Raw genomic sequence first — 19829 nt, forward strand, 5'->3', positions numbered from 1 at the left:
CCGCCCGGTCGGCCCCCCCCCCGCGCCCCCGCCCCCGCCCCCCGGCCCCGGCCCCCCGCGGCGCCCCCCCCCCCGGGGGCCCCGGGCCCCCGGCGGGGCCCCCCCCCCGCACTCCCCCTTCTCAGTCGGCTGGGCTCCGCGGAGCTGTGGAGTGCCTCCCGGCCGTGCAGGTTGCGGCGCCGTTATGCACGGACGGGCCGGTGCAGACGCCGGTCGACCTGGCGCCCGCGCCGGAACACCGCCGCGGAGACGGGGCCCCGTACACCGGCCTCAACCAGGGACGGATCGCGGTGGCCCGGCTGCGTCCCGTGCTGACCTCGGTGCCGCAGGCGGCGGACGGCCGTACGGCCGTACCGTGCTGGTGGTAGGAGCCCCTGCCAGAGCTGGCAACGTGAAGGCCTGTTCAGGCTTTCCGCCTTGGCGCCACCGAAGCCGCACCCTGTATGACAGCAGAGCGGTGACGGTGGAGTCAGTGGGGCCTGTTACTCACCGAGTTCCACCTGCGCATACGGAGTCCACTCATACATGTGGTTGTCCCGGTGGAGGACGATGAGTTCGGCAGAAGTGATTCGCGCCGTCGCGGAACGGACAGTGAGCGCAGCCAGGCTCTGTTTGATTAGCTCCGAAGGTCCTGTTCCTGCGCTGTAAGCCACCGATACGTGTGGACGAAACCCCTCTGCCTGCTCAGGGATCGATTGCATGACATCATGGATGGCTGCACGGATTGCGTCTCGGACAGCCCGGACGGGTTCGGCCGGGGACACGGGCAGGAGAACAGCCTCCGGATCGATGACCGCCGGGCCGACTTCGATATCGAAAGCCCGGATCTTCGCGAGCCTGGCCGCTGCGGTGGCGCCGATGTCCCGGACCGTCTGTTCGCTCACCTCTCCGACGAACCCGACGCCCTGCATGGTCAGATGCAGCCATCGATCGGGAATCAGCGTGAGGCGAGGTACATCGGCGAGGCGGTCTCGGTACTCTCCGGCCAATCGGTGAATATCCTCTTGGCCCTCGAACGTGAGGTGCCAGGTGTAGAAGCGGCGGCCGACGTTCCATCCCGGCCGCCACCACCAGTGATCTCGCATCGCTTCGTCAGGGGTACCCATGGCCCGTGATCCTCTCAGGTGCCACCCGGGCCTGACGAGAGAGCAGCAGACCCACGACACCATGTGCGGATCTTCACTCGCAATTCAGCACCACGGTCGCCCGCACGGACGTGGCCCAGTTCCGCGGTCAGGTCCAGCATTCGATGTCTGACGAGTGCGAGCCGGTGGTCTTTCGCAATGTCCAGCACCCGCACCAGAGCCTTTGTCTTATGTAGCATGATTGCACGAGAGCGCCAGCTCGCTAACCGCTTGGTTGCCGTACAGCTATCACTGGCCGTCGGCAGCAATTCTGATCAGCTGGATCAGTCCATCAGCATCCCGCAGATCGGGAATGACGTGATCGGCGCCCTCGGTCACCAGGTCCAGCGCTGAAGTGGTTCCGGAGGCTACGCCGATGACTTTGGCACCCCCTTCACGTCCACTGAGGACGTCCTGGAGAGAATCACCAATGATCACTGTGTTCGCGCGGGTGAACTTGTGTCCGTAAGCTTTCTCTGCTCTCCGCTGTGCGATACGCACCAACGCAGGTCGGTGTGAGTCGTCTGATGCGTAACCACCCACGCTGGTGTCAACGTACGGAGCCAGGCCGAGGGCAGACAACTTAGTCTCGGCGCTTCCCCGAAGATTTCCTGTGACGATCGTCGGAATGAAGGACTCGGATCGTCGCACGGCAGTGAGAGCGGTAAGCGCGCCAGGCATGAGGCGCCCTTCGGTACGGAGTGCCTCTCGATGACAATTCAGGCGCTCCGGCAGACGGTCAACGATTTGACGAGCCAGACGTTCCTCATCCGCCTTCGGTACTCCATTCGATATGAGGAGTTCAAGCACGGCCAGTGGCATGGTGACACCGGTTCCCCTCGCAGGTAGCACGCGTGCTTCTCGGCCTACAACATCTCTAAATACTTCACGATAGACGCGCCGGTCAATGTCACCCGCGTATAGCAGCGTCCGATCGATATCCCACAGCACTAGAATCATATAACTCTGCGCTCCTTCAGAATTGTTCGCCCTCGCTCCAGGAAAGACTGCGCTGGTGCTGCGTCATTGAAGTGACGAGCTTCGCGGAGCATGGAGTAAAGATGGTCATCCAAACGAGCCGAGCGAACGCCATCGACGAGAGAGAGAACTTCCTGACCCGTGGCACATCCAGCATCGGCATCCCCGGCCCGTAGTTGCGCGGTGGCGGCGCGGGAGAGGAACTGGGCATGGGTTCGGGTCTCGTCGCGTTTCAGGAATTCTCGGGCCTCAGTGAAAGCGGCGACCGCTTTTGCAGGCTGGCCCAAGTCCAAGTAACAACTGCCCTTCTGGCCGAGGATTTCACCTGGATTGACCCAGTACAACCAGTGCGGATCGTCTTCGCCTCCGCCACGGTCACAGAGGATCCGCGCCTCGTCGAGGGCAGCACGCGCCCGGCGTTCCTCGCCCAGCCGAGCGTGCCCACGAGCCTGTCGTGTAAGCAGCATCGCGTGCAGCGAAGGGGAGTCCTGGTCACTGGTCAGTTGCCGTGCCGTTCGCGCGGCGCTGACAGCTGTGTGCGGGTTACCCACCGAGTAGCCGTGAATGGCGAGGTAAGACAAGGCGCCGGCTTTGAGTCGCATGTCTCCCGAAGCGTGAGCAGCGCGCAGCGCGCCGAGGAAGAACCCCTCTGCTTCCTCGTAGGACCCCCCATCGAAGGTGTACCAACCGGTCTGGATCGCGGTATCTGCGATCACGGCAGCGAGGTGACGACCCGTTCGTTCGTCGTACTTTCCTCGTTTCATCAACCCGAGCAACAACTTCAGGTGGGGACGCGCGGTGTCGGCCAGGTCCCCACTACCGCTACTCGCATCCATCTGGCGCAGGCCGTCGGTAACGCTCTGGAGCGCATCGACAAACGGCGGAGTCACCACCGTGCCTCCGGAGGCCGGTGCCGCCACCTGCTCTGTGGAGGCAACCGCCGACTGCAAGACCCAGTGCGTGATGCTTGCGCCGCTCAGGGCTGTCAGCGCTCTTCGACGTTTCACTGTGGATCCTCCGGCTGCCGTTTCCAGTGACGTCACCATACGGTCCACTGTCCACGGCAATGCGGGGTCTAGGACGTCTGGCGATTGCGGATCTGCAACCTTGAAGGGGCTCAGGAGCAGCGGTTTCAGGTCCGTCGGCAGATCAAGGCCGTTAAGGAAGTCGATGAGTACCTCGGGACTCCCCAACCGCTTCCGGCCGCTCTCCAACGCGGAGATGAAGGACTGGGCAAGCCCTGTCAGCTCACTCACGTCCGTCTGGGATAGCCCCGAACGTTGCCGCAGCCGCCTCACCAGATCGCCGAACTCCCAAGTGGCGAGCGCATGGTGGACTTCCCGGTCACGCCATGCCCTGTCCGGGACCCGACGCAGGCGGGAGCACGGCGCACAGGTTCTGGCCGAGTTGTACTTGCTGAGTCCGCTTCCGCAGGAGCTGCACGTACGGTTCGGCGACTTCATGGCGGCACCCATCGCACTAATGGAAGTTGGCTGGCCTCTTACAGAGTATTCGCTGGCGCGATATCTCCGCAGAGATATCGCTTCAGAGATGGCCGGCGGCCTTCGCTGCTCCCAGACTCGTCCAGGCGGGGCGGGGCTCACCGCGCCTTCCCCTTCCGACTATCCCTGGGTATGCCGACGCAACGTCACTCCCGTCAGTCGGCATCCGCCGCATTCCAGTCGCTTGAGAGAGCAAAACATGACTGATCGCATCCCCAAGCCGCAGGTTGACACAAGCAGGCCGCATCCGGCGCGGGTATACGACTATCTGCTGGGCGACAAGGACAACTACCGGGTGGACCAGGAAATCGCGGTGCGGCTGCCAGCGGTGGCTGGCGAGGGTGCGCGGGCGAATCGTGCGTTCATGGCCGCGACGGCTGCCTGGCTGGCGGGTGACGGGTTGGCCCAGTTCCTCGACATCGGTACCGGGATCCCGACCGAGCCCAATCTGCATCAGGTCGTGCAGGAACTCGAACCGGCAGCCCGGGTCGTCTACGTCGACAACGACCCGATCGTGCTGCGGCACGCCGAGGCGCTGCTGGCGAGCACGTCTGAGGGCCGGACGGACTTCATCCAGGAAGACGTACGCGCGCCGGGCGCGATCCTCGAAGCGGTCCGCGATGGCAAGGTTCTGGATTTCGGGCGGCCGATCGTGCTGTCCCTTGTGGGCCTCATGCATTTCATCCCGGATGACGAGGACCCGTACGGCATCGTCCGCGCCCTCGTGGACCCGCTCGCGCCCGGTAGCTACGTCGTGCTCTCGCACGCCACCGCGGACGCCCACCCCGAGGAGGGGGCCAAGGCCGCGGCGGTGTACGCCAAGGGCGGCATCCCGCTGCGGCCCCGGACACGGCCGGAGGTGGAGCGGTTCTTCGAGGGTCTCGAACTCGTGCCCCCAGGTGTGGTGTTCGTCAACGCGTGGGGGGCGGAGGAGCCGGGGAAGCCGACGGCGGTGTACGGGGATCGCCCGTGTCCTCAGTCCGTGAGTTCCGGCGCCGCAGCCGCGTCCCGTCCTTCAGTACGTCATCGAAAGCGACTTACGGGGTGTCAGATGCAGATATATGACCGCGGAACGGCTGCGGCTCTTGTCGTGGCCGGGGGCTCGACGCTGACCGTCGTGACCGCGCAGGTCCCCATCCGGGCGGTCGCCCGCGAGCAGGTGGAGGCGGTCCTCGGCGATGGTGCGGAGGATCTGTCGCTCGCTGCCCTTTCCGAGCATGCGCTGCGGATGCGCGGCTGTCTGATGCCGTTGTGCCGTCAGGTGGAGGCTGCGGCAGGTGCGAAGGGTGAGCGGGTGGTGGCTGAGGTTCTCGCGCAGGTGGATGCTGACGGGCCGGTGGGTCTTATGGAGTTGAAGGTCCGTGCGGTTCGCCTGGCGCGGGGGGTGAACGTGCTGCTGGATGTGCTGGATGGTGCGGATCCCTCGCAGGTGCTCTCTGAGCAGGCCGGTGAGGTGAGTTCCGCGGAGGTGCGGGAGGCGATCCGCCTTGCCCGTTTATGGGCCAGGTCGGGGGTGGTGCCGCTCCCTGAGACGGTCCGCGAGGTGATTGTGCTGCTGCGTGGGGTGATCGGCGCGCTGCTGCCGCCGGCGGAGTTCTACCGGGCGGGCCTGCCGCTCAGCAGCCGCGAGCGCAGTGCCGTGCGGGAGTGGTGTGCGGATGCTGAGGATCTCGCCGGGTCCGATACGCCCGATGGGCCGGCGGAGGCGGTCGCCCATGCTGCTGCCCTGGGTGAGAGCGCGGGCCTGCTCCTGCGTCTCGCTGAAGCAAACAGCGGGTCTCCGGGTCCGCTCGGGCTGACAACGCCGGAGGCTCTTGGACACCCAGTGACTGAGCACGAGGGCGTGGCCGGGGGGCTTTCATGACGGCGGCCACCGGCATTGCCGGCCGGATCCCCGAGCAGTTGTTCTGGAACGGGCTGCGGGTGCCGTACGTCGCCCCGTGGTCGGGTGAGGTTCCTCGCCTGGGGCAGCTGGTGGAGCGCCGGGGCTGCGGTGGTGTGGGGCTCGGCTACGCGGACGAGGTGGAGGTTGTTGACCGGTTCGAGACGGTCTTGTGGACTCGGGTGCCGCTGGGCAGGGGGAGGGGGAAGTCGGCTCTGGCCCGGGTGCATCCGCTGAGGCAGCGGCGCTGTATGAGGCATCAGCTGTGTCAGGTCTGCGGCGGGTCGGTGGTCGGCAGCAGGGCCGATGAGCGGTTTCTGTTTGTGATGGGCACGTCGGACGGCCGCGAGATCGCCGAGGGTGAGGTGACGGCCGTGCCTCCGGTACATGAAGCTTGCGCCAGGGAGTCCCTGGTGAACTGCCCGCATCTGCGGGAGGGCTGGGCCGCCGCGTTTGTGGGGTACGCCTCGGCCTGGGGCGTCGCCGGCGTCGCCTACCACCCGGAGACCCTCCAGCCGCTGCCTGCCTCCCCGGGTGAGGATCTCACCTTCGTCCGGTACGGCGACGACCTCCGTACCCGGTGGATTCTCGCCGCCCGGGAGGCGGTCTCCCTGCACGAGGTCACCCCGGTCGACCTGTCTGATCTCGGGCTCGCTGTCTGATGCCCCGCGGCGCCCCTTAGACCGGCCGCCGGGATACGCCCCGCGTGCTGTACGGCACATCCCCCGTTGCCTGCGGCCCGCAGGATCCCTGTTTCGCGGCGGCCTCCACTTCTGCGACCGTCTCCCGACCCGTCCCGAGGACGTTCATGACCAGCTCTTTTCTGACAGCAGCCGTTCTTCCCGGCGTGCCCGGCACGTCTCCGGCACGCGTTGTCCCGCCGGGCGTCCACTGCGGTCGTCCCGCCGTGGGGAACGGGGGGCGGTCATGACCGCGGCGGATCTGATCGTCAATTCGGCGCTGGGGCTCGGCTTCTTCGGCGCTGTCGCCGTCGCCCGCGTCCAGCGGCGGGGCCGCCTCGGTGCCGAGGAGCATGCCCGGACCGTGGTGGCCGCAGCGGAAGACGCCCAGGCATCGGCGTCGGCCCGGACCGCAGAACTGCGGCAGGAGTGCGAGAGGCAGCACCGGGAAGCGGAGGCGGCGGCCGGCTGGTACCGGAGCGCGGTAGCGGAGGCGGAGCATCTGTGGAAGGTGCGGCTGCCGGCCGTGATCGAGGCGGAGGTCCACCGGCATCCGGGGGTGGTGGTGCCCGCTCTGCTGAACCCGGGGCTGCAAGGGACCGCGTTCGAGACCCTGCACCGGGAGGTCGCCGAGCTGCTGCTGACGACCGTGGAGGCGTCGCGTACGAAGGTGGTCCGCTCGGCGCGGGCCGGTGTGCGGGGTATCGCCGATGAGGCGCAGACCCATCTGGCGCGGCTCCAGGACACGATCACCGAAGAGCTGACGAAGCACGCGGAGGCCAGTGAGTACCACGCCGGTCTCTTCGCGATCGACCGGGCGGGGACGCGGGCGCTTCACGCGCTCCAGCGGCTGCGGGTCCTGGCGGGCTCCTGGCCCGGCATGCTGCGGGCGGACGCCACCTTCCGGGAGGTGGTGGAGAGCGCCCGTGGGCGCATCGGCCCCTACGACCGGGTGGCGTACAACTACCAGCCGGAGACTGGTGAGCAGCTCATCGAGGGGCGGGTGATCGAGCCGATCGCGATTGCCCTGGCCGAGCTGATGGAGAACGGGGCCTCGTGCTCGCCCGCGCAGGTGGATGTCTACCTGCTGAAGGAGACCAACGGCTTCCAGGTGGTCATCGCGGACGGCGGCGGAGGGATGAATTCCTTCCAGCGCGATGCGGCAGCACGGATTCTGTCCGGCCGGACGGTTCTGGACGTCACCGCTCTGGAGGATGAGCGCAAGCTCGGCTTCCCGGTCGTGGCGCTGCTCAGCCAGGAGTACGGCTTCCGGGCGGATGTGAGCGCGCCTTCCATCCGGGGCGGGGTGAAGGCGGTGCTGTTCGTGCCGTCGCGTCTGTTCGCCCCCGCCCCAAGGGACACGAACAGGAACCCGGCCCCCGCTGTGCTGGACAGATCGGACGCACTGCCTGCCGAACTGCCGGCGGCCCCGGCCGAACCCGCCGTGGCGGACGAACAGTCCGCGCTGGGTTCCACCACCGTGTCCGGGCTGCCCAAGCGCCGGCGCGTCCTGCGCCCGGAGCCCCTGCCGGAGCAGCCGGGGCAGGAACCCCTCACCGACACCTACGACCCCCAGGCCATCGACGCGGGCTTCGGACACCTGACCGGGGCACTGCGCGAGGCCTACGACTCCACCGAGGAGACGAACGATGACCAGTGATCAGCCGACCGCGGACACCACCGACATGGGATGGGCCCTGGACGCTCTCGTGGAGTCCCAGCCGCGCATCATCCATGCCGTGCTGTTCAGCTCCGACGGCCTCCTGCTGGCCAAGTCGGACGGGCTCGGGCGCGCCGACGCCGAGAAGGCTGCCGCCGCGCTGTCGGGTGTCAACTCCCTGCAAAAGGAACTGCGTCCGTTCTGCGGGCGAAGCACCAGCGAGGCGCTTCCGGTGCGTCATGTCATCGGTGATCTCAAGGGCGTCACCGTGCTTTCTTTCACCGCCACGGCGCGCACGGGGGTCGCGGTCTCGGTTGAGGGCGAGTCGATGGGGCCGGACGCCGCTCTGGCCATCACCGAGACCATGACGATGATCAAAAAGCTGAAGCCAGTGCTCGACGCGCGGGAACGGAGCACGGGGGCATGAGCCCCTCCCCGCACCGGCGGCAGGGTCTGGTGCGGCCCTACACGGCAACCGGCGGAAGGGCCGTCCCCACGCGCGCCAGCCTTGACGAGGCGACGCTGCTGATAGCGGACCGGCAGGTGGAGCGGGCCGGCCTCGGGGCGCACGCGCACCGGGTGATGGACCTGTGCCTGCCGGGGACCGTGTCGATAGGCGAGGTCGCCGCGCGCCTTGAGCTGCCGGTGGCGGTGACCAAGGTCATCGTCTCGGGCCTGGTCGACAGCCACCACCTCGTCTCCCGCTCCCCGTTCGTGCCCGCTGCGGCGGGCGCGGACGACGAATTCCTGAGGACTCTCCTGGATGCGCTGCACAAACTCTGACCCTTACGTTCCGGCCGGGGCCCGCCCGGTGAAGGTCGTCGTCCTGGGCCCGTTCGCCGTCGGCAAGACCACGCTGGTGGGAGCTGTGTCGGAGATCGAGCCACTGCGCACGGAGGAGCGGATGACCCGGGCCGGTCAGCTGATCGACGACCTGGGCCAGGTGCAGGGGAAGGACACCACCACCGTGGCGATGGACTTCGGCCGCCTGACCCTGACCGACGACATCGTCCTCTACGTCTTCGGCGCCCCCGGACAGCCGCGGTTCACCAGCATGGTGCACGAGCTGATGCGCGGAGCGCTCGGAGGCCTGGTCATGGTCAACACCTCCGATGTGTCGCTGAGTTTCCCCAGCCTCACGCTGATGGAAGATGCCGGGCTGCCCTACACGGTCGTGATCAACGAATTCCCCGGGTCACCTCTCTTCGAGGACGCGGAGATACGAGAGTCGCTGGACCTCCACGAGCGGACGCCGCTGGTGCGCGTCGATGCCCGGAGCCGCCAGTCCGCGAAGCAGGCGCTCATCGCCCTGGTCAACGACATCATCCTCAGCCGCCGTACGGAGCCCGCGCGATGACCCAGCCTCCCGACCTGTCCGCCATGCCCTGTCTGTTCGACGAGGCGTTCGCCGCCCGCCCCCAGGACGCCTACGCCGCGCTGCGGGCCGCCGGGCCGGTCAGCTGGGCGCAGATCGCCCCCCACACACCCGCCCTCGTCGTCACCGGCCACCGCGCCGCGGTCGAGCTGCTGACCCACCCGGACGACTTCACGAAGGACAGCCGCCGGTGGGCGGCCCTGAACAGCGGTCAGGTCCCGCCCGACAGCCCGGTCCTGGCGATCATGGCGTTCCGCCCCAACGTGCTCTTCGCGCACGGCAAACGGCACAAGCGCTTGCGGCGGGTGGTGGAGGACTGTCTGGCGCGCATCGACATGCACGAGCTGCGCGAGCGGACGCAGACCCATGCCGCCGGTCTCATCGCTGCCTTCGTGCCCAAGGGGCGGGCCGAACTGATGGCCACGTTCGCCGACATGCTGCCGCTGCTCACCTTCGCCGACATCCTCGGCTGCCCCGCCGGCATGGCGGGAAAGCTCGTGAAAGCCGGCCAGGGCGTCATCGGCGCCCAGGCGGACGCCGCGCAGGCCGCCACGGACTTCGCGACCGTCCTGGGCCAGCTCGTTGCGGAGAAGCGCAGCAAGCCGGGCGATGACCTGACGTCCTGGATGATCGCCCACCCCGCGCGGCTCTCTGACGAGGAGATCATCCATCAGCTGTTCTGCTTCGTCGGAGCGGGCACCATCCCCACCGCCTCGTGGATCGCCCAGGCGCTGCTGCTGCTCCTCAACGACGACAGCTACGCCGGTGCGCTCAGCGGCGGCACCGTCACCATCCGGCGCGCCATGGAAAAAGCGCTGTGGCTGTCGCCGCTGGCGAACTTCGCCGTGTACTACGCCGTGCGTCCCACCACGCTCCTGGGAACGATCGCCATTCCGCCCGACACACCGATCATGATCAGCCACGCCGCCACCGGCGCCGACCCCGAACTCGCCGGCCTCGGCTACGACAACCGCTCCCACCTGGCTTGGTCCCTGGGTGAGCACCGCTGTCCGGCGGAGAGCCAGGCCGGCGTGATGACCCAGGCCGCTCTGGAGACCGTTCTGGAGCGCCTGTGGGACCTCGACCTCGAAGGTCCCAGGGACGTCAACCGGCCGGGCCCCTTCTTCCACTGCCCCCGCACCCTCGGTATCCGCTTCCGCGCTCAGCCCGCTGATGAACCCGCCGTTTCCGCCGCGTCTTCAGGAGGTCCCGCATGAGCACACCGAACTCACCCGTCGTTCTCGACACCACCGGCCGCCGCCTGCACGAACAGCTCGGTGAACTGCGGGCTGCCGGCCCGGCCGTGAGGATCGTGATGCCGCAAGGCGTCCCCGGCTGGTCCGTCACCCGCGGCGACATCGTCAGGAAGCTTCTGGTCGACCCGCGGATATCGAAGGACGCCCGCCGGAGCTGGCCCGGCTACCAGCCGTGGTCCATACCCTGGCTGGCCCCCTGGGTGGACGTGAAGTCCCAGTTCACCTCCGACGGCGCCGACCACGCACGGCTCAAGGGCCTGGTCGGCCGGGCATTCACCCCGGCCCGGATCGAGGCCATGCGCCCGGCGGTCGAAGCACTCGTCGACCAGATCCTCGACGAACTCGAAGCCCGCTCCGCCGGCGGTGAGGCCGTGGACCTGCGGGCCGTCTTCTCCTACCAGGTGCCAACCCGGGTGATCTGCGGCCTCTTCGGTGTCCCCGAGGACCAGCGGCCCGGGATGCTGCGCGTGATCGACGCGGTCCTCGACGCCGGCGTCTCGCCCGAGCAGGACCAGGCGACCCGCACCGGCCTGTTCGCCGCGATGAACGTCCTCATCGACACCAAACGGCGCGAGCCCGGCGACGACATGACCAGCCTCCTGCTCAAACATCACGACGACGAGGACCGCCTCACCCACGACGAGCTCGCCAGCACCCTGATCCTGATGGTCGGCGCCGGGGCGGAAACCGTCGTCTCCCTGCTCAACCACGCCGTGGTGGAACTGCTCAACCACCCCGACCAGCTCACCGCCGTTCTCGCTGGCCCCGTCCACTGGGCCGACGTGATCGAGGAGACCCTGCGCAAGCACCCGCCGATCATGCACCTGCCCCTGCGCTACGCCACCGCGGACATCGACCTCGGCGACGGCGTCACCATCCCCCAGGGGCACGCGGTCCTCATCGGGTTCGGCGGACAGGGCCTGGACCCGGACACCAACCCCCGCCCGGGCGAGTTCCGCATCGACCGCGAAGAGCGCCAGCACCTCGCCTTCGGCCACGGCGTCCACTACTGCCTCGGCGCCCCCCTGGCACGCCTCGAAGCCGGTATCGCCCTCCCCCGGCTCTTCGCCCGCTTCCCCCACCTGCGTCTTGCGGAGCCGCAGACACCCCTCGTCCAGCGCCCCTCGTTCATCGCCAACGACTACCAGTCCCTGCCCGTCCTCCCCGGCCCCGCCACCTGACCCCCAGCCCGCCACCCACAAGCCGGGGTGCCCGGACACCGTCAAACCGTGCGCGTGCCTCCACACGCCGCACGGGGACGCCAGCTGTCCGGGCAGCCCGTTCCCCTGCCCGTATTCCAGAATGACAAGTTGACCCACATGGCTTTTGAAGAATTCGAAGAGATAAGCCGAAGAATCCACACATATTTGTCAGCTGCGGGGTGGGAGCAGACCACCCGGAGCCGGGAATCGAATGTCCCGGAATTCTCATGCCCTAACACTGAAATGAGCACAACACTATTTCAGCACATCCGTGGAAAATCCGTCACGCTCACCTTCGCGACACGCGACGCCCACCGGAGGGCTGAGGTGTCGTACGGTGAGTCGATCGGATTGCTTCTTCCGCTCCTCGTCACCTGGGGGAGACATCTGTCTGTTGAAACCCTCGGTCTTTTCTTGGAAGAGATTTCCAAATCGGTTCCGGAAGTTCTGCTTGAACCACTCGAAGGTGACGCAGACACCGAATGGGAAATGATCCTCCCGGCGTGAGCCGCCGGGCATTCGGGCCGCAGAATGGCATCCACCGTGCCTGGTCGGACTGTCAGCGCCGGCCAGGCGGATGCCCCCTGCACTATCGCGCCCCAGATGGGGCGGTAAAGGCGGGGGGTCAGACTCCGGATCCCAGGGACGAAAGGAGGGCGCAAAACAATTAACACACCGTGCGTACTAATCAGGGGATGAAATAGTGAGAACACAGGTCATGATTCAGTTTCCGGGGCCGGTGAGAACTGAAACTCTGCTACTGCTCGGCCGTTACGGGGCAGAACCTCACACAAAATACCCGGCCACCTGGTGTTTTCCGGACGCCCCGGCACCAGAAGAAGCCAAGGAACACCTAAGGCGCCAGGGGGTTGATTTCGCGGTATTCTTTGAGTTTGAACCAACCGATGCAGATTCCCGGCGCGAACTGGCTGCATATATGGCGCTCAGTCGTATCGAGAAGCTACGCGAGGTGGATTCCGATCTCCTGCTCGCTAGAAACGTGGGTCTTCAGGACCTGATCGCCAGTGCACGGCTGGCCCGGGAGCTTACCGCGATCTCCCCCCACATCACGTGGAGACGTTTTGAGAATGATCCGGACTTCCTGATTATGGAACGCGTGCCCCGACTCCCCGCCCCCGTCACCGTGCCTCATGCTGTCAATTTGTCAGAAGGCGAGGACGGCATTTGGGCTGTGCAGAGTGACGGGAGAGAGCTGCTCACGCGGGAGAACTCTGAATTCCTCATGCAGTCGGGGATTGCAGATCCCGCGTTCTGTGAAGTAGACGGCAGAGTCCGCCGTTGGCGGCGAGGGCTGGTGTTCGGCGGGCCTGTCCTTGAATACCTCACGGAACAGAACGTTCATGGAGTTCCCGCCTCGCCGTCATTTCTGGAGAGGATCCACGTCTCCAGTTGAGGCATGACTTTTCGCGGCCCCATGCCGTCTACGCTACGGCCGCCTTTCGGAGGTTCGCGGGGGTGGTTCCGTCCGTCCTCGCCCAGTCCTTCATTTCACCGCCCAAGATGAAAGAGTCTTTTCATGTGTCACGCCCGTGACGAAGTCCGCCCCTCGGCGAAGCAGGAGGAGATTCTGGAGTTTATCCGGGAAGCTGCTGAGGCCAATGGGCACCCGCCGTCATACAAGGAAATCGGGGATGCAGTCGGGCTGAGAAGTACGTCAGGGGTGGCCCACCATATTGGCGCACTTAACGGAATGGGTTATCTGCGTACCGTTAGCGGAATCCCGCGGAGCACTGTGGTCACGTTTCCGTCGGAACCGACGAGTCCCGCAGCGGAAGAGGGTTTCGGCCCGCCGCGTCCTTTGCGAGGATGCGCGGACGTGTTCGTGCAGCGCATGACCGGCGAACCTCTGTTCACCGGGCCGCACGGCATGATCACAGCCGGGGACCTGCTCCTTTTCACGAGGCAGAGCGCTGCGGACCACGGCCAGCTGGCGGCCGTTCAAACCGGCGGGCATATGGTTCTCACGCTCACCGGGCCGGAGGCTGAAGTACCCCTCAACGGAGTCCCGCACCCCCCGGGCGACACCACTGCGATACCGGTCACCGTGGGAATCATGACGGAGATCTTCAGCGGGATCCGTGACGGGACCGGTCTCACGGACAAGCTCGCATCGATTCTTTCCTTCATCAGGGCCGCGACACAGAAGAACGGGTACTCGCCGTCATACGCGGAAATCGGGGAAGCAGTCGGAATTGTCAAGTCGGTTGTGCAGGATCGACTTCTGGTACTCGAAGAGATGGGGTACGTAATCGCCACTTCGGGCCGGTCCCGGAGCACTGTCCTCGCCGGTGGGGCGGTCAGATCGAGGCAGCCGGCAGTGGCGGACTCGTCCGGCTCGCCGCGCCGGCTGCGCGGATGCCCGGACGTGTTCGTGCAGCGCATGACCGGCAATCCACTCACTCACGGCCCGCACGGGACGATCAGCGACAGGGATGTGCTCCTGATCCAGCGGCAGGTCACCGCGGCCCACGGTGACCTGGCAGCCGTCCTGAGTGACGGAAGAGCCGTCCTCACCCCAGTGAGAGAAAACCACGCCAGCAGCCGGTTCACCGAACTGCACCCGGACGCCCGTGTCGGGGACGCGGATCATGCGGTCCTCCTCGGAGTTGTCGTCGCAGTGGCTTCTAGGTGCTCCGGCCTGCGGCCCGACCCTGGCGCGGAAGACGCCGAACGACCCTCTCCCTGTCGTCCACCACGGCCCTGACACAGCCCTCCGGCCCCGGCACCGCCCGTGTCCCACGCGAACAGCCCCGATGCACACCCACACCGATCACAAGGGAGCCCCATGAAGAATCGTGCGCATGTCGTCCGCCTCATCTCACTGAACTTAGAGGTCGACGGCGGGCCGGACGAGCCCGGCAAGAGGCCGCCGCAGCGGTGGCGGGAGGCGCACGAACTTCTCGCGCCGCTTCGGCCGGATCTGCTGCTGCGGCAGGAAATGTCCTACAGCCACCTGGACGGCAACCGGCGGCTCCACGCGGCGGAGCGGGCGCTGGGGATGCGCGGGTTCCTCAGCCCGAACGGCTCCGGTCGCAACCCCACCGGGATGTTCCTCCGCCCCGGTGTGTTCGACGTCGTCAGCCAGGTCGAGCACGTGGGGATCTGGCGTACGCCGCCCACCAACGTCATCGCGTGGCTCGACGGAGCCCCCGGGTGCGACATCGTGGCGACGTCGTGGCACACCTCGTTCAATTCCCCCAAGGGCCGTGAACGCGAAGCCGACGAGTTGTCCGCGCTCGCCGACAAGATGAAGCAGGAAAAGCACTTCATCGGCGGCGGGGACTGCAACGAGTACCCGGTGCCGGCCGGGGAGAAGGTGCCGGAGATCGACTGGACGAGCAAGGAGATCACTGACCGGCCGCACATCCATCACCGCACGAACAAGGGGCCGAACGGCACGCGGACGAGCTGCACCTATCTGGACGAGACGCTGCTGGCCTGCGGTCTGCACGACCCGGCCCGGCACGCATACCACGAGCTGGGGCAGGCGAACGCCCTGGATGCGACGGCCGGCCACGCCGCCAAGGGCCAGGGCGGTGGCCGGCGGATCGACCGGATCTACCTGGACCCCTGGCTCATCCAGGCGGTGCTGGAGGTCCGCGTCCTGGACACCACGGGCATATCCGACCATCACGGCCTGGTGGTCGACCTGTCGCACGCCAAGGCGGTCGAGGCGCTGTACCGCCGCATGGAGCCCCTGCCGCCGATGGCGCTCACCGCGTGAGTTCCGCAGCGAGAACGAGCAAAGGTCGCCCTCTCGTGAATCAACCGTCCCGAAGCGATCTGGAACCCCTGTCCCTGGTCGTCCTCCACCTCGTGGAGCAGTCGCTCCGTGCGGGGACCCCGCTGACCTCCAAGGAGATCAGCATGGCCATGGACCTGCCCGTCCACTCCGTCAGCCGCCGTCTGGTATGCCTCAAAAAGGGCGGCTACCTGACATATCGCAAGGAAGGGAGGATCTGCGATCTCACCCTCCTCGCACGTCCCGAGACAGATTCGGAACGACAACTCGCCGAGGATTACCTGAAAGACCCGAAAGCCGCTGCGGAAATTGCTCATCGGGAGAAACAAAAGAAGAAGGAGCTCCGCCGGAAGGCGGCCCGACAGACGACTCGCGAGATCATCGATCTGCACATCAATAAAGATCTATCGATCCGAGGAATAGCCCGAACGCTCAATATGAGTTACGGAAAAGTCCAGGCGATTCTAGCCGACCACAAAAAGGTGACTGCGCAGGCCCCAGGGCAACGGTCGGACGCATGACAAAGCCTGCCTGTCCCCGGCCGGCGGTCCGGCCCGTCCGCTTCGTCGGGCCGGGCCCCGGTACCACGCGCCCCGCAGCCTAGAGCAACACGGCTCACGTGCCCGCCCCCTCGCAGGGGGCGGGCACGTGGGGGCTTCTCCTGGCCGGGGCCAGCGACATCGTCGGCAGGCTAGCCACGCTCCAGCCCCAGCATGGCACCGGGCTGTCAACGCCGAGCCCGAATCACGACACGGTGAGGCCGCCTTCGACCGACGCGTCGAAGAGTCGTCACAGATTGACGGAGAGCAGGTTCAACGATGTGAGTGACTGGATCAAAAAGAACGGCCACAGCTGAATATCTAGTAACCGGATACATCGAGTGAAAATAAGGGTTATGTCGGGCGCCGGAATTCCGTGCAACTTAGGAAAGAGAGGCCGGAGCTACGAACCGCGTGCTGCCGTGCCAGGCTAACTGGAGTCCCCACGAACCGGCGGCCCAGAGCAACCCAGCCCACACCCCGCACACCTGTTACTCAAAGAAGGGCCCATGTCGGCCACACGTACTGGCTGCAACCCCCTTACTCCTCGGATCTCAGTCGCCATCCATGCACGGGACCCTATATCGCAAGCCGGAGTCGTGAGCCAGCTCCGCCCCCGGCCCGAGGTCAGCATCACCGAGTGGGAGGCCGAGACCCCGCCCCAGATAGTGGTCGCCGTCGTGGACACGGTCGACGAGGAGGCACGGAGAACGCTGCGCCGCATCATGCGCACCAGTACCAGCCGCGTGGTCCTGCTCACCACGGACATTGATGAGCAGAAGCTGGTGAGCGCGGCGGAATTCGGCGTCGCCGGGGTAGTCAGGCGCTCCGACGCCACGCCGGAGCATCTCGTGGACGTCATCGGAACCGTGGCACGGGGCGAAGGACACCTACCGCCAGACCTGCTCGGAAGCCTCCTCAAAAGGGTCGGCCGCCTCCAGAGCCAGGTGCTCGGGCCCCGCGGCCTGCAACTCACCGGACTGACGGAACGAGAGATCGAGGTCCTGCGAATGGTCGCCGAGGGACACGAAACTTCCGACATCGCGACCAAGCTGGGCTACTCCGAGCGGACGATCAAGAACGTCCTGCATCAAGTGATCACCCGTCTGCAACTAAGCAACCGGGCGCACGCCGTCGCCTACGCCATGCGACAAGGCCTGATCTGAGGTGCTCTGGCTGAGGACCCGTCACCTCGGGCACGTGGAGTGCACTAATGCGCCCCGGCACTGGAGCACCCTCGCGTACAAGGCTTCTGGCTTGCGGACCTATCGGCGCTCCTCAACCGTCCTTCCACCCAAGGCAATGGACCGAACGGCCCTGCTGGCTCCCCCGATCCGAGCCGGGCAAGTTCCGTTTGGTGCGGGGTGCCGAGCCTCCTCCGGCCGGTCGCAGGGGTGGACCGGAGTGCCGCCTGTTCGTAGGGGCAACCGCGGGAGCCCCCGGGGGCCCTTGCCCGCCGCTGGTTCGCTCTCCGGGTGACACCTACGCGGCACGGGACATCCGGGAGGCCATGGCGAGTATGCCGGGCAAGGGCCGATGGGGCGACCGGGAGACTGAGACCAGCTGACCGAGCGCAAGGTGGAAGCCCCACCCGAAGCGGGGTGGGCGCCTTCCCTGTCCCGGCAGTGGCGGGGAGCCAGTTGGAGATGAAACTCCCAGCTGGTACATCCCCGCAGGCGCGGGGAGCAGGTTCGCTCGCTGACTGGCTGACAAGCCGGCAACGGGCCATCCCCGCTGTAGCGGGGAGCAGTCCAGTTTCCCGGGCAGGGCAGTGTGGCACAAGCCACTGGCAATGTGACCTCTTGTGCGTGGGTCGGCGGACTGCCCCTGGCGCTCCGTGTTGTCTCGTGTCGGCAAGACGTGAGTCAGTTCGGGAGCTCTCGGCTCAGAGGGTGAATCTCGTGGACGACAGCCGTACGCCATGTGATGAGGCGGCTGTCTTCGTCGTCGGGTTGCTCTTGCTCTTCGACTTCGGTCACCAGTACCGGCACCCCGGTCAGCTCGACGATGTCTCCAGCCTGGGGATTGATCAGCGCCGGCGGGTCGACGTCTGCGGACTCGAAGGAAGCCAGCACCGTCTCGGTCGGCTTCCCGTCGGGTTGCACGAGGGGGTAGACGTACTGGGTGTGAGTGGTGAAGCGGTCGACTTGGTCTGGACCGTGGGGGTCCGGACTGTTGAGGATTATCCGCTGGATGTCGTCCGGGATCTGCTTGAGGAATGAATCCAGCAGCACGCCATCAGCCCTTTCTTCGCGGAAGCGGCCCGGTCAGGAACCGGGCCGTGTCGGTCCTCGTGGTGAGGGCTCACCCGGGTCGACTGTGAGCCGGACCTTTCTTTCGTGATTGTGCGAGGCGGACGGGGTCCGTGGTCGCCATTCCCACGTCGGGGCTCGGAGCCCGGGGATAGCTTCGGGCGTACCAGGGTCCGCCCGCCTCTCCCGATCTGGCCGAGAGCGGGGGCCTTCACCGCGTTACGGTGAACGCCTCCGGTCTCGGACGTCGTTGGCGGGTAACCGGGGTCTCGGGCGGCCGAGGACGTGGCGGTAGATCGTCTGGGTGCTGACCCCGAAAGCCTGTGCGGTGGCGGTGGCGTTCGTGCCGGGGGTGTCGAGCATGCTGCGGGCCCGGATGATCTCTTCGTCGTTCAGCGGCTTGGCCCGCCGGAGAACGAGTGTGTCGAGCGTGGTGGGGTCGTAGCCGAACGCGATGCCGTCGTCGTAGGGCGCGCCGGTGGCCATGCAGTGGTAGAGGGACAGAAGGAGTTCGCGTGCGAGTTTGCGCAGTGCGGTGGCGTGGGGGTCGCCGGCGTCGCGGCGCCGCCGGTAGTACCTCTGGGCGCCCGGTGAATGGCTGATGGTGGAAAAGGCCGCGGTGTGCAGGGAGCTGCGCAGGTGTTTCGAGGAGGCCCGGCGGAAGGAGACTCTCATCGTCTGGCCGGATGCCCAGGTCACGGGTGCCACGCCTGCGTAGGCGGCAAGTGAGCGTCCGCTGCCGAACCGCTCGACCGGGCTGTCTCCGATCTCCGCAAGGAGATAGGAGCCCAGGATGGTGGCGAACCCGGGGACGGCGGAGAGCAGTTGGTGAAAGGGGTGCGTGGCGTAGAGGTTCCTCAGGTCCTGCTCCAGGGCGTCGGCCCGTCGGACGGCCTGGTCGAAGACGTCGAGGAGATGCCTGATCCGTATGGACTCGGCGGCTTCGACTTGCAGGTCGAGGAGCATCGCCGGTCGGCGGAAGGCGGCATGAAGCCTTTCCGCCTCGCGTGTGACCGTTCTTGTCCTGCCCGCCTGTGCCAACAGGGCGGCAAGGTGGCTGGGCCGGAGAGCGGCTGCCGCCCGGGGGCCGGGGGCAGCGGCAAGTAGGGTGCGTGCCTGTGGGCTGCGCAGACTGCCGGTGCTCGCCGGCCACGCGGTCACGGCCGCCGGCCAGAAGCGGACGAGCGCCGCGCGCAGGGTGTGCACAGCCTCGACCCGTCCCGCCACGGCCGCGCGGTGGGCGTGCGCCACTACCCGGAGTGCCTCGGCCGCCGGGGAGTTCACGACGGCCGGGCGCCCCTCTCCGGCGAGGGTCATGGCAGCGAGCGGCCGCGCGTCGGCGCGATCGGTCTTGGAGGTCCCGAGCGCGGCGCGGTGAGGCGCTCAGTCGTTGAGCTGAGGATTCTCCGGGCCTCGGATGCCCTGCACGGCGGCGATGAGCAGATGCTCGCGTGCTGTGAAGCTCAGCTTTTGACACATAAAACTTGACGCACGCCCCCAGTTAAGTTGCTTAATTGGAGATGCAGAGTCCCGGGGGGGTAGGAAGAAGCCCGGGCCTGTGGGAGGGGCGCCCCCCCCGTAAAGCAACGAGCCGGCCCCCCAAGACCATAAAATAC

At 66.9% G+C, this 19829-nt stretch carries 20 protein-coding genes and 2 pseudogenes; 17 read left to right on the forward strand and 5 right to left on the reverse strand.

Features of this window, described 5'->3' with window-relative positions; genetic code table 11:
* Positions 1–200 precede the first annotated feature (200 nt).
* Entirely contained in the window at positions 201–368 is a 168-nt protein-coding gene (locus tag ACFWU9_RS29310; RefSeq protein ID WP_384323707.1) for a hypothetical protein, read from the forward strand.
* A gap of 114 nt (positions 369–482) precedes the next feature.
* Here the strand turns inward: ACFWU9_RS29310 and ACFWU9_RS29315 are convergent, their stop codons facing one another.
* The 3 genes from ACFWU9_RS29315 to ACFWU9_RS29325 all read right to left on the reverse strand — a co-directional run bounded on the left by ACFWU9_RS29315 (position 483) and on the right by ACFWU9_RS29325 (position 3565).
* Complete coding sequence (locus tag ACFWU9_RS29315) at positions 483–1106, reverse strand: 2'-5' RNA ligase family protein (RefSeq protein WP_384323709.1); 624 nt, start codon at positions 1104–1106, stop codon at positions 483–485.
* 267 nt (positions 1107–1373) lie between these two features.
* Positions 1374–2084 (reverse strand): HAD family hydrolase, encoded by a 711-nt coding sequence (locus ACFWU9_RS29320; protein WP_384323711.1) that lies wholly within the window; start codon positions 2082–2084, stop codon positions 1374–1376.
* The gene (locus tag ACFWU9_RS29325) at positions 2081–3565 is read right to left on the reverse strand and encodes a helix-turn-helix domain-containing protein (RefSeq protein WP_384323851.1); all 1485 of its coding nucleotides are present in this window, start codon (positions 3563–3565) and stop codon (positions 2081–2083) included. The genes ACFWU9_RS29320 and ACFWU9_RS29325 overlap by 4 nt, the downstream gene beginning before the upstream one ends.
* A 238-nt stretch (positions 3566–3803) precedes the next feature.
* Here ACFWU9_RS29325 and ACFWU9_RS29330 point away from each other — a divergent pair.
* The 16 genes and pseudogenes from ACFWU9_RS29330 to ACFWU9_RS29405 all read left to right on the forward strand — a co-directional run.
* Positions 3804–4541: pseudogene (locus tag ACFWU9_RS29330) on the forward strand (SAM-dependent methyltransferase); the annotation flags it as partial.
* A 408-nt stretch (positions 4542–4949) separates the two neighbouring features.
* On the forward strand, positions 4950–5468 hold the full coding sequence (locus ACFWU9_RS29335; RefSeq protein WP_384323853.1) for a DUF6415 family natural product biosynthesis protein: 519 nt from the start codon (positions 4950–4952) through the stop codon (positions 5466–5468).
* Complete coding sequence (locus ACFWU9_RS29340; protein ID WP_384323714.1) at positions 5465–6148, forward strand: hypothetical protein; 684 nt, start codon at positions 5465–5467, stop codon at positions 6146–6148. Before ACFWU9_RS29335 ends, ACFWU9_RS29340 begins: the two co-directional genes overlap by 4 nt.
* A gap of 265 nt (positions 6149–6413) precedes the next feature.
* Entirely contained in the window at positions 6414–7826 is a 1413-nt protein-coding gene (locus ACFWU9_RS29345; protein WP_384323716.1) for a histidine kinase, read from the forward strand.
* Positions 7816–8253 carry a roadblock/LC7 domain-containing protein gene (locus ACFWU9_RS29350; protein ID WP_384323719.1) on the forward strand — a complete coding sequence of 146 codons (438 nt, stop codon included), beginning with the start codon at positions 7816–7818 and terminating at the stop codon, positions 8251–8253. The genes ACFWU9_RS29345 and ACFWU9_RS29350 overlap by 11 nt, the downstream gene beginning before the upstream one ends.
* Complete coding sequence (locus ACFWU9_RS29355; protein WP_384323721.1) at positions 8250–8609, forward strand: DUF742 domain-containing protein; 360 nt, start codon at positions 8250–8252, stop codon at positions 8607–8609. The genes ACFWU9_RS29350 and ACFWU9_RS29355 overlap by 4 nt, the downstream gene beginning before the upstream one ends.
* Positions 8590–9183 (forward strand): ATP/GTP-binding protein, encoded by a 594-nt coding sequence (locus ACFWU9_RS29360; protein ID WP_384323724.1) that lies wholly within the window; start codon positions 8590–8592, stop codon positions 9181–9183. The genes ACFWU9_RS29355 and ACFWU9_RS29360 overlap by 20 nt, the downstream gene beginning before the upstream one ends.
* Positions 9180–10418: a cytochrome P450 gene (locus ACFWU9_RS29365; RefSeq protein ID WP_384323726.1), complete on the forward strand. Its 1239-nt coding sequence runs from the start codon at positions 9180–9182 to the stop codon at positions 10416–10418. Before ACFWU9_RS29360 ends, ACFWU9_RS29365 begins: the two co-directional genes overlap by 4 nt.
* Positions 10415–11638: a cytochrome P450 gene (locus tag ACFWU9_RS29370; protein ID WP_384323728.1), complete on the forward strand. Its 1224-nt coding sequence runs from the start codon at positions 10415–10417 to the stop codon at positions 11636–11638. Before ACFWU9_RS29365 ends, ACFWU9_RS29370 begins: the two co-directional genes overlap by 4 nt.
* Before the next feature lie 138 nt (positions 11639–11776).
* Complete coding sequence (locus ACFWU9_RS29375; protein ID WP_384323730.1) at positions 11777–12166, forward strand: hypothetical protein; 390 nt, start codon at positions 11777–11779, stop codon at positions 12164–12166.
* 211 nt (positions 12167–12377) lie between these two features.
* Entirely contained in the window at positions 12378–13073 is a 696-nt protein-coding gene (locus ACFWU9_RS29380; protein WP_384323732.1) for a hypothetical protein, read from the forward strand.
* A gap of 123 nt (positions 13074–13196) precedes the next feature.
* Positions 13197–13394 (forward strand): annotated as a pseudogene (locus tag ACFWU9_RS29385) (hypothetical protein); the annotation flags it as partial.
* 102 nt (positions 13395–13496) lie between these two features.
* On the forward strand, positions 13497–14384 hold the full coding sequence (locus ACFWU9_RS29390; RefSeq protein WP_384323855.1) for a LexA family protein: 888 nt from the start codon (positions 13497–13499) through the stop codon (positions 14382–14384).
* 81 nt (positions 14385–14465) lie between these two features.
* Positions 14466–15404 (forward strand): endonuclease/exonuclease/phosphatase family protein, encoded by a 939-nt coding sequence (locus ACFWU9_RS29395; protein ID WP_384323734.1) that lies wholly within the window; start codon positions 14466–14468, stop codon positions 15402–15404.
* Positions 15405–15547: 143 nt separating this feature from the next.
* On the forward strand, positions 15548–15943 hold the full coding sequence (locus tag ACFWU9_RS29400; protein WP_384323736.1) for a hypothetical protein: 396 nt from the start codon (positions 15548–15550) through the stop codon (positions 15941–15943).
* 527 nt (positions 15944–16470) lie between these two features.
* Positions 16471–17127 carry a response regulator transcription factor gene (locus ACFWU9_RS29405; RefSeq protein ID WP_384323739.1) on the forward strand — a complete coding sequence of 219 codons (657 nt, stop codon included), beginning with the start codon at positions 16471–16473 and terminating at the stop codon, positions 17125–17127.
* 699 nt (positions 17128–17826) lie between these two features.
* On the opposite strand, the gene ACFWU9_RS29410 is transcribed toward ACFWU9_RS29405, so the two are convergent.
* Together ACFWU9_RS29410 and ACFWU9_RS29415 are read right to left on the reverse strand one after the other, a co-directional pair.
* On the reverse strand, positions 17827–18195 hold the full coding sequence (locus tag ACFWU9_RS29410) for a hypothetical protein (protein WP_384323741.1): 369 nt from the start codon (positions 18193–18195) through the stop codon (positions 17827–17829).
* A 237-nt stretch (positions 18196–18432) separates the two neighbouring features.
* The gene (locus tag ACFWU9_RS29415; protein WP_384323743.1) at positions 18433–19530 is read right to left on the reverse strand and encodes a transposase; all 1098 of its coding nucleotides are present in this window, start codon (positions 19528–19530) and stop codon (positions 18433–18435) included.
* Between the last annotated feature and the right edge of the window lie 299 nt (positions 19531–19829).

The organism is Streptomyces sp. NPDC058653, from assembly GCF_042716895.1.
Classification (GTDB): domain Bacteria; phylum Actinomycetota; class Actinomycetes; order Streptomycetales; family Streptomycetaceae; genus Streptomyces.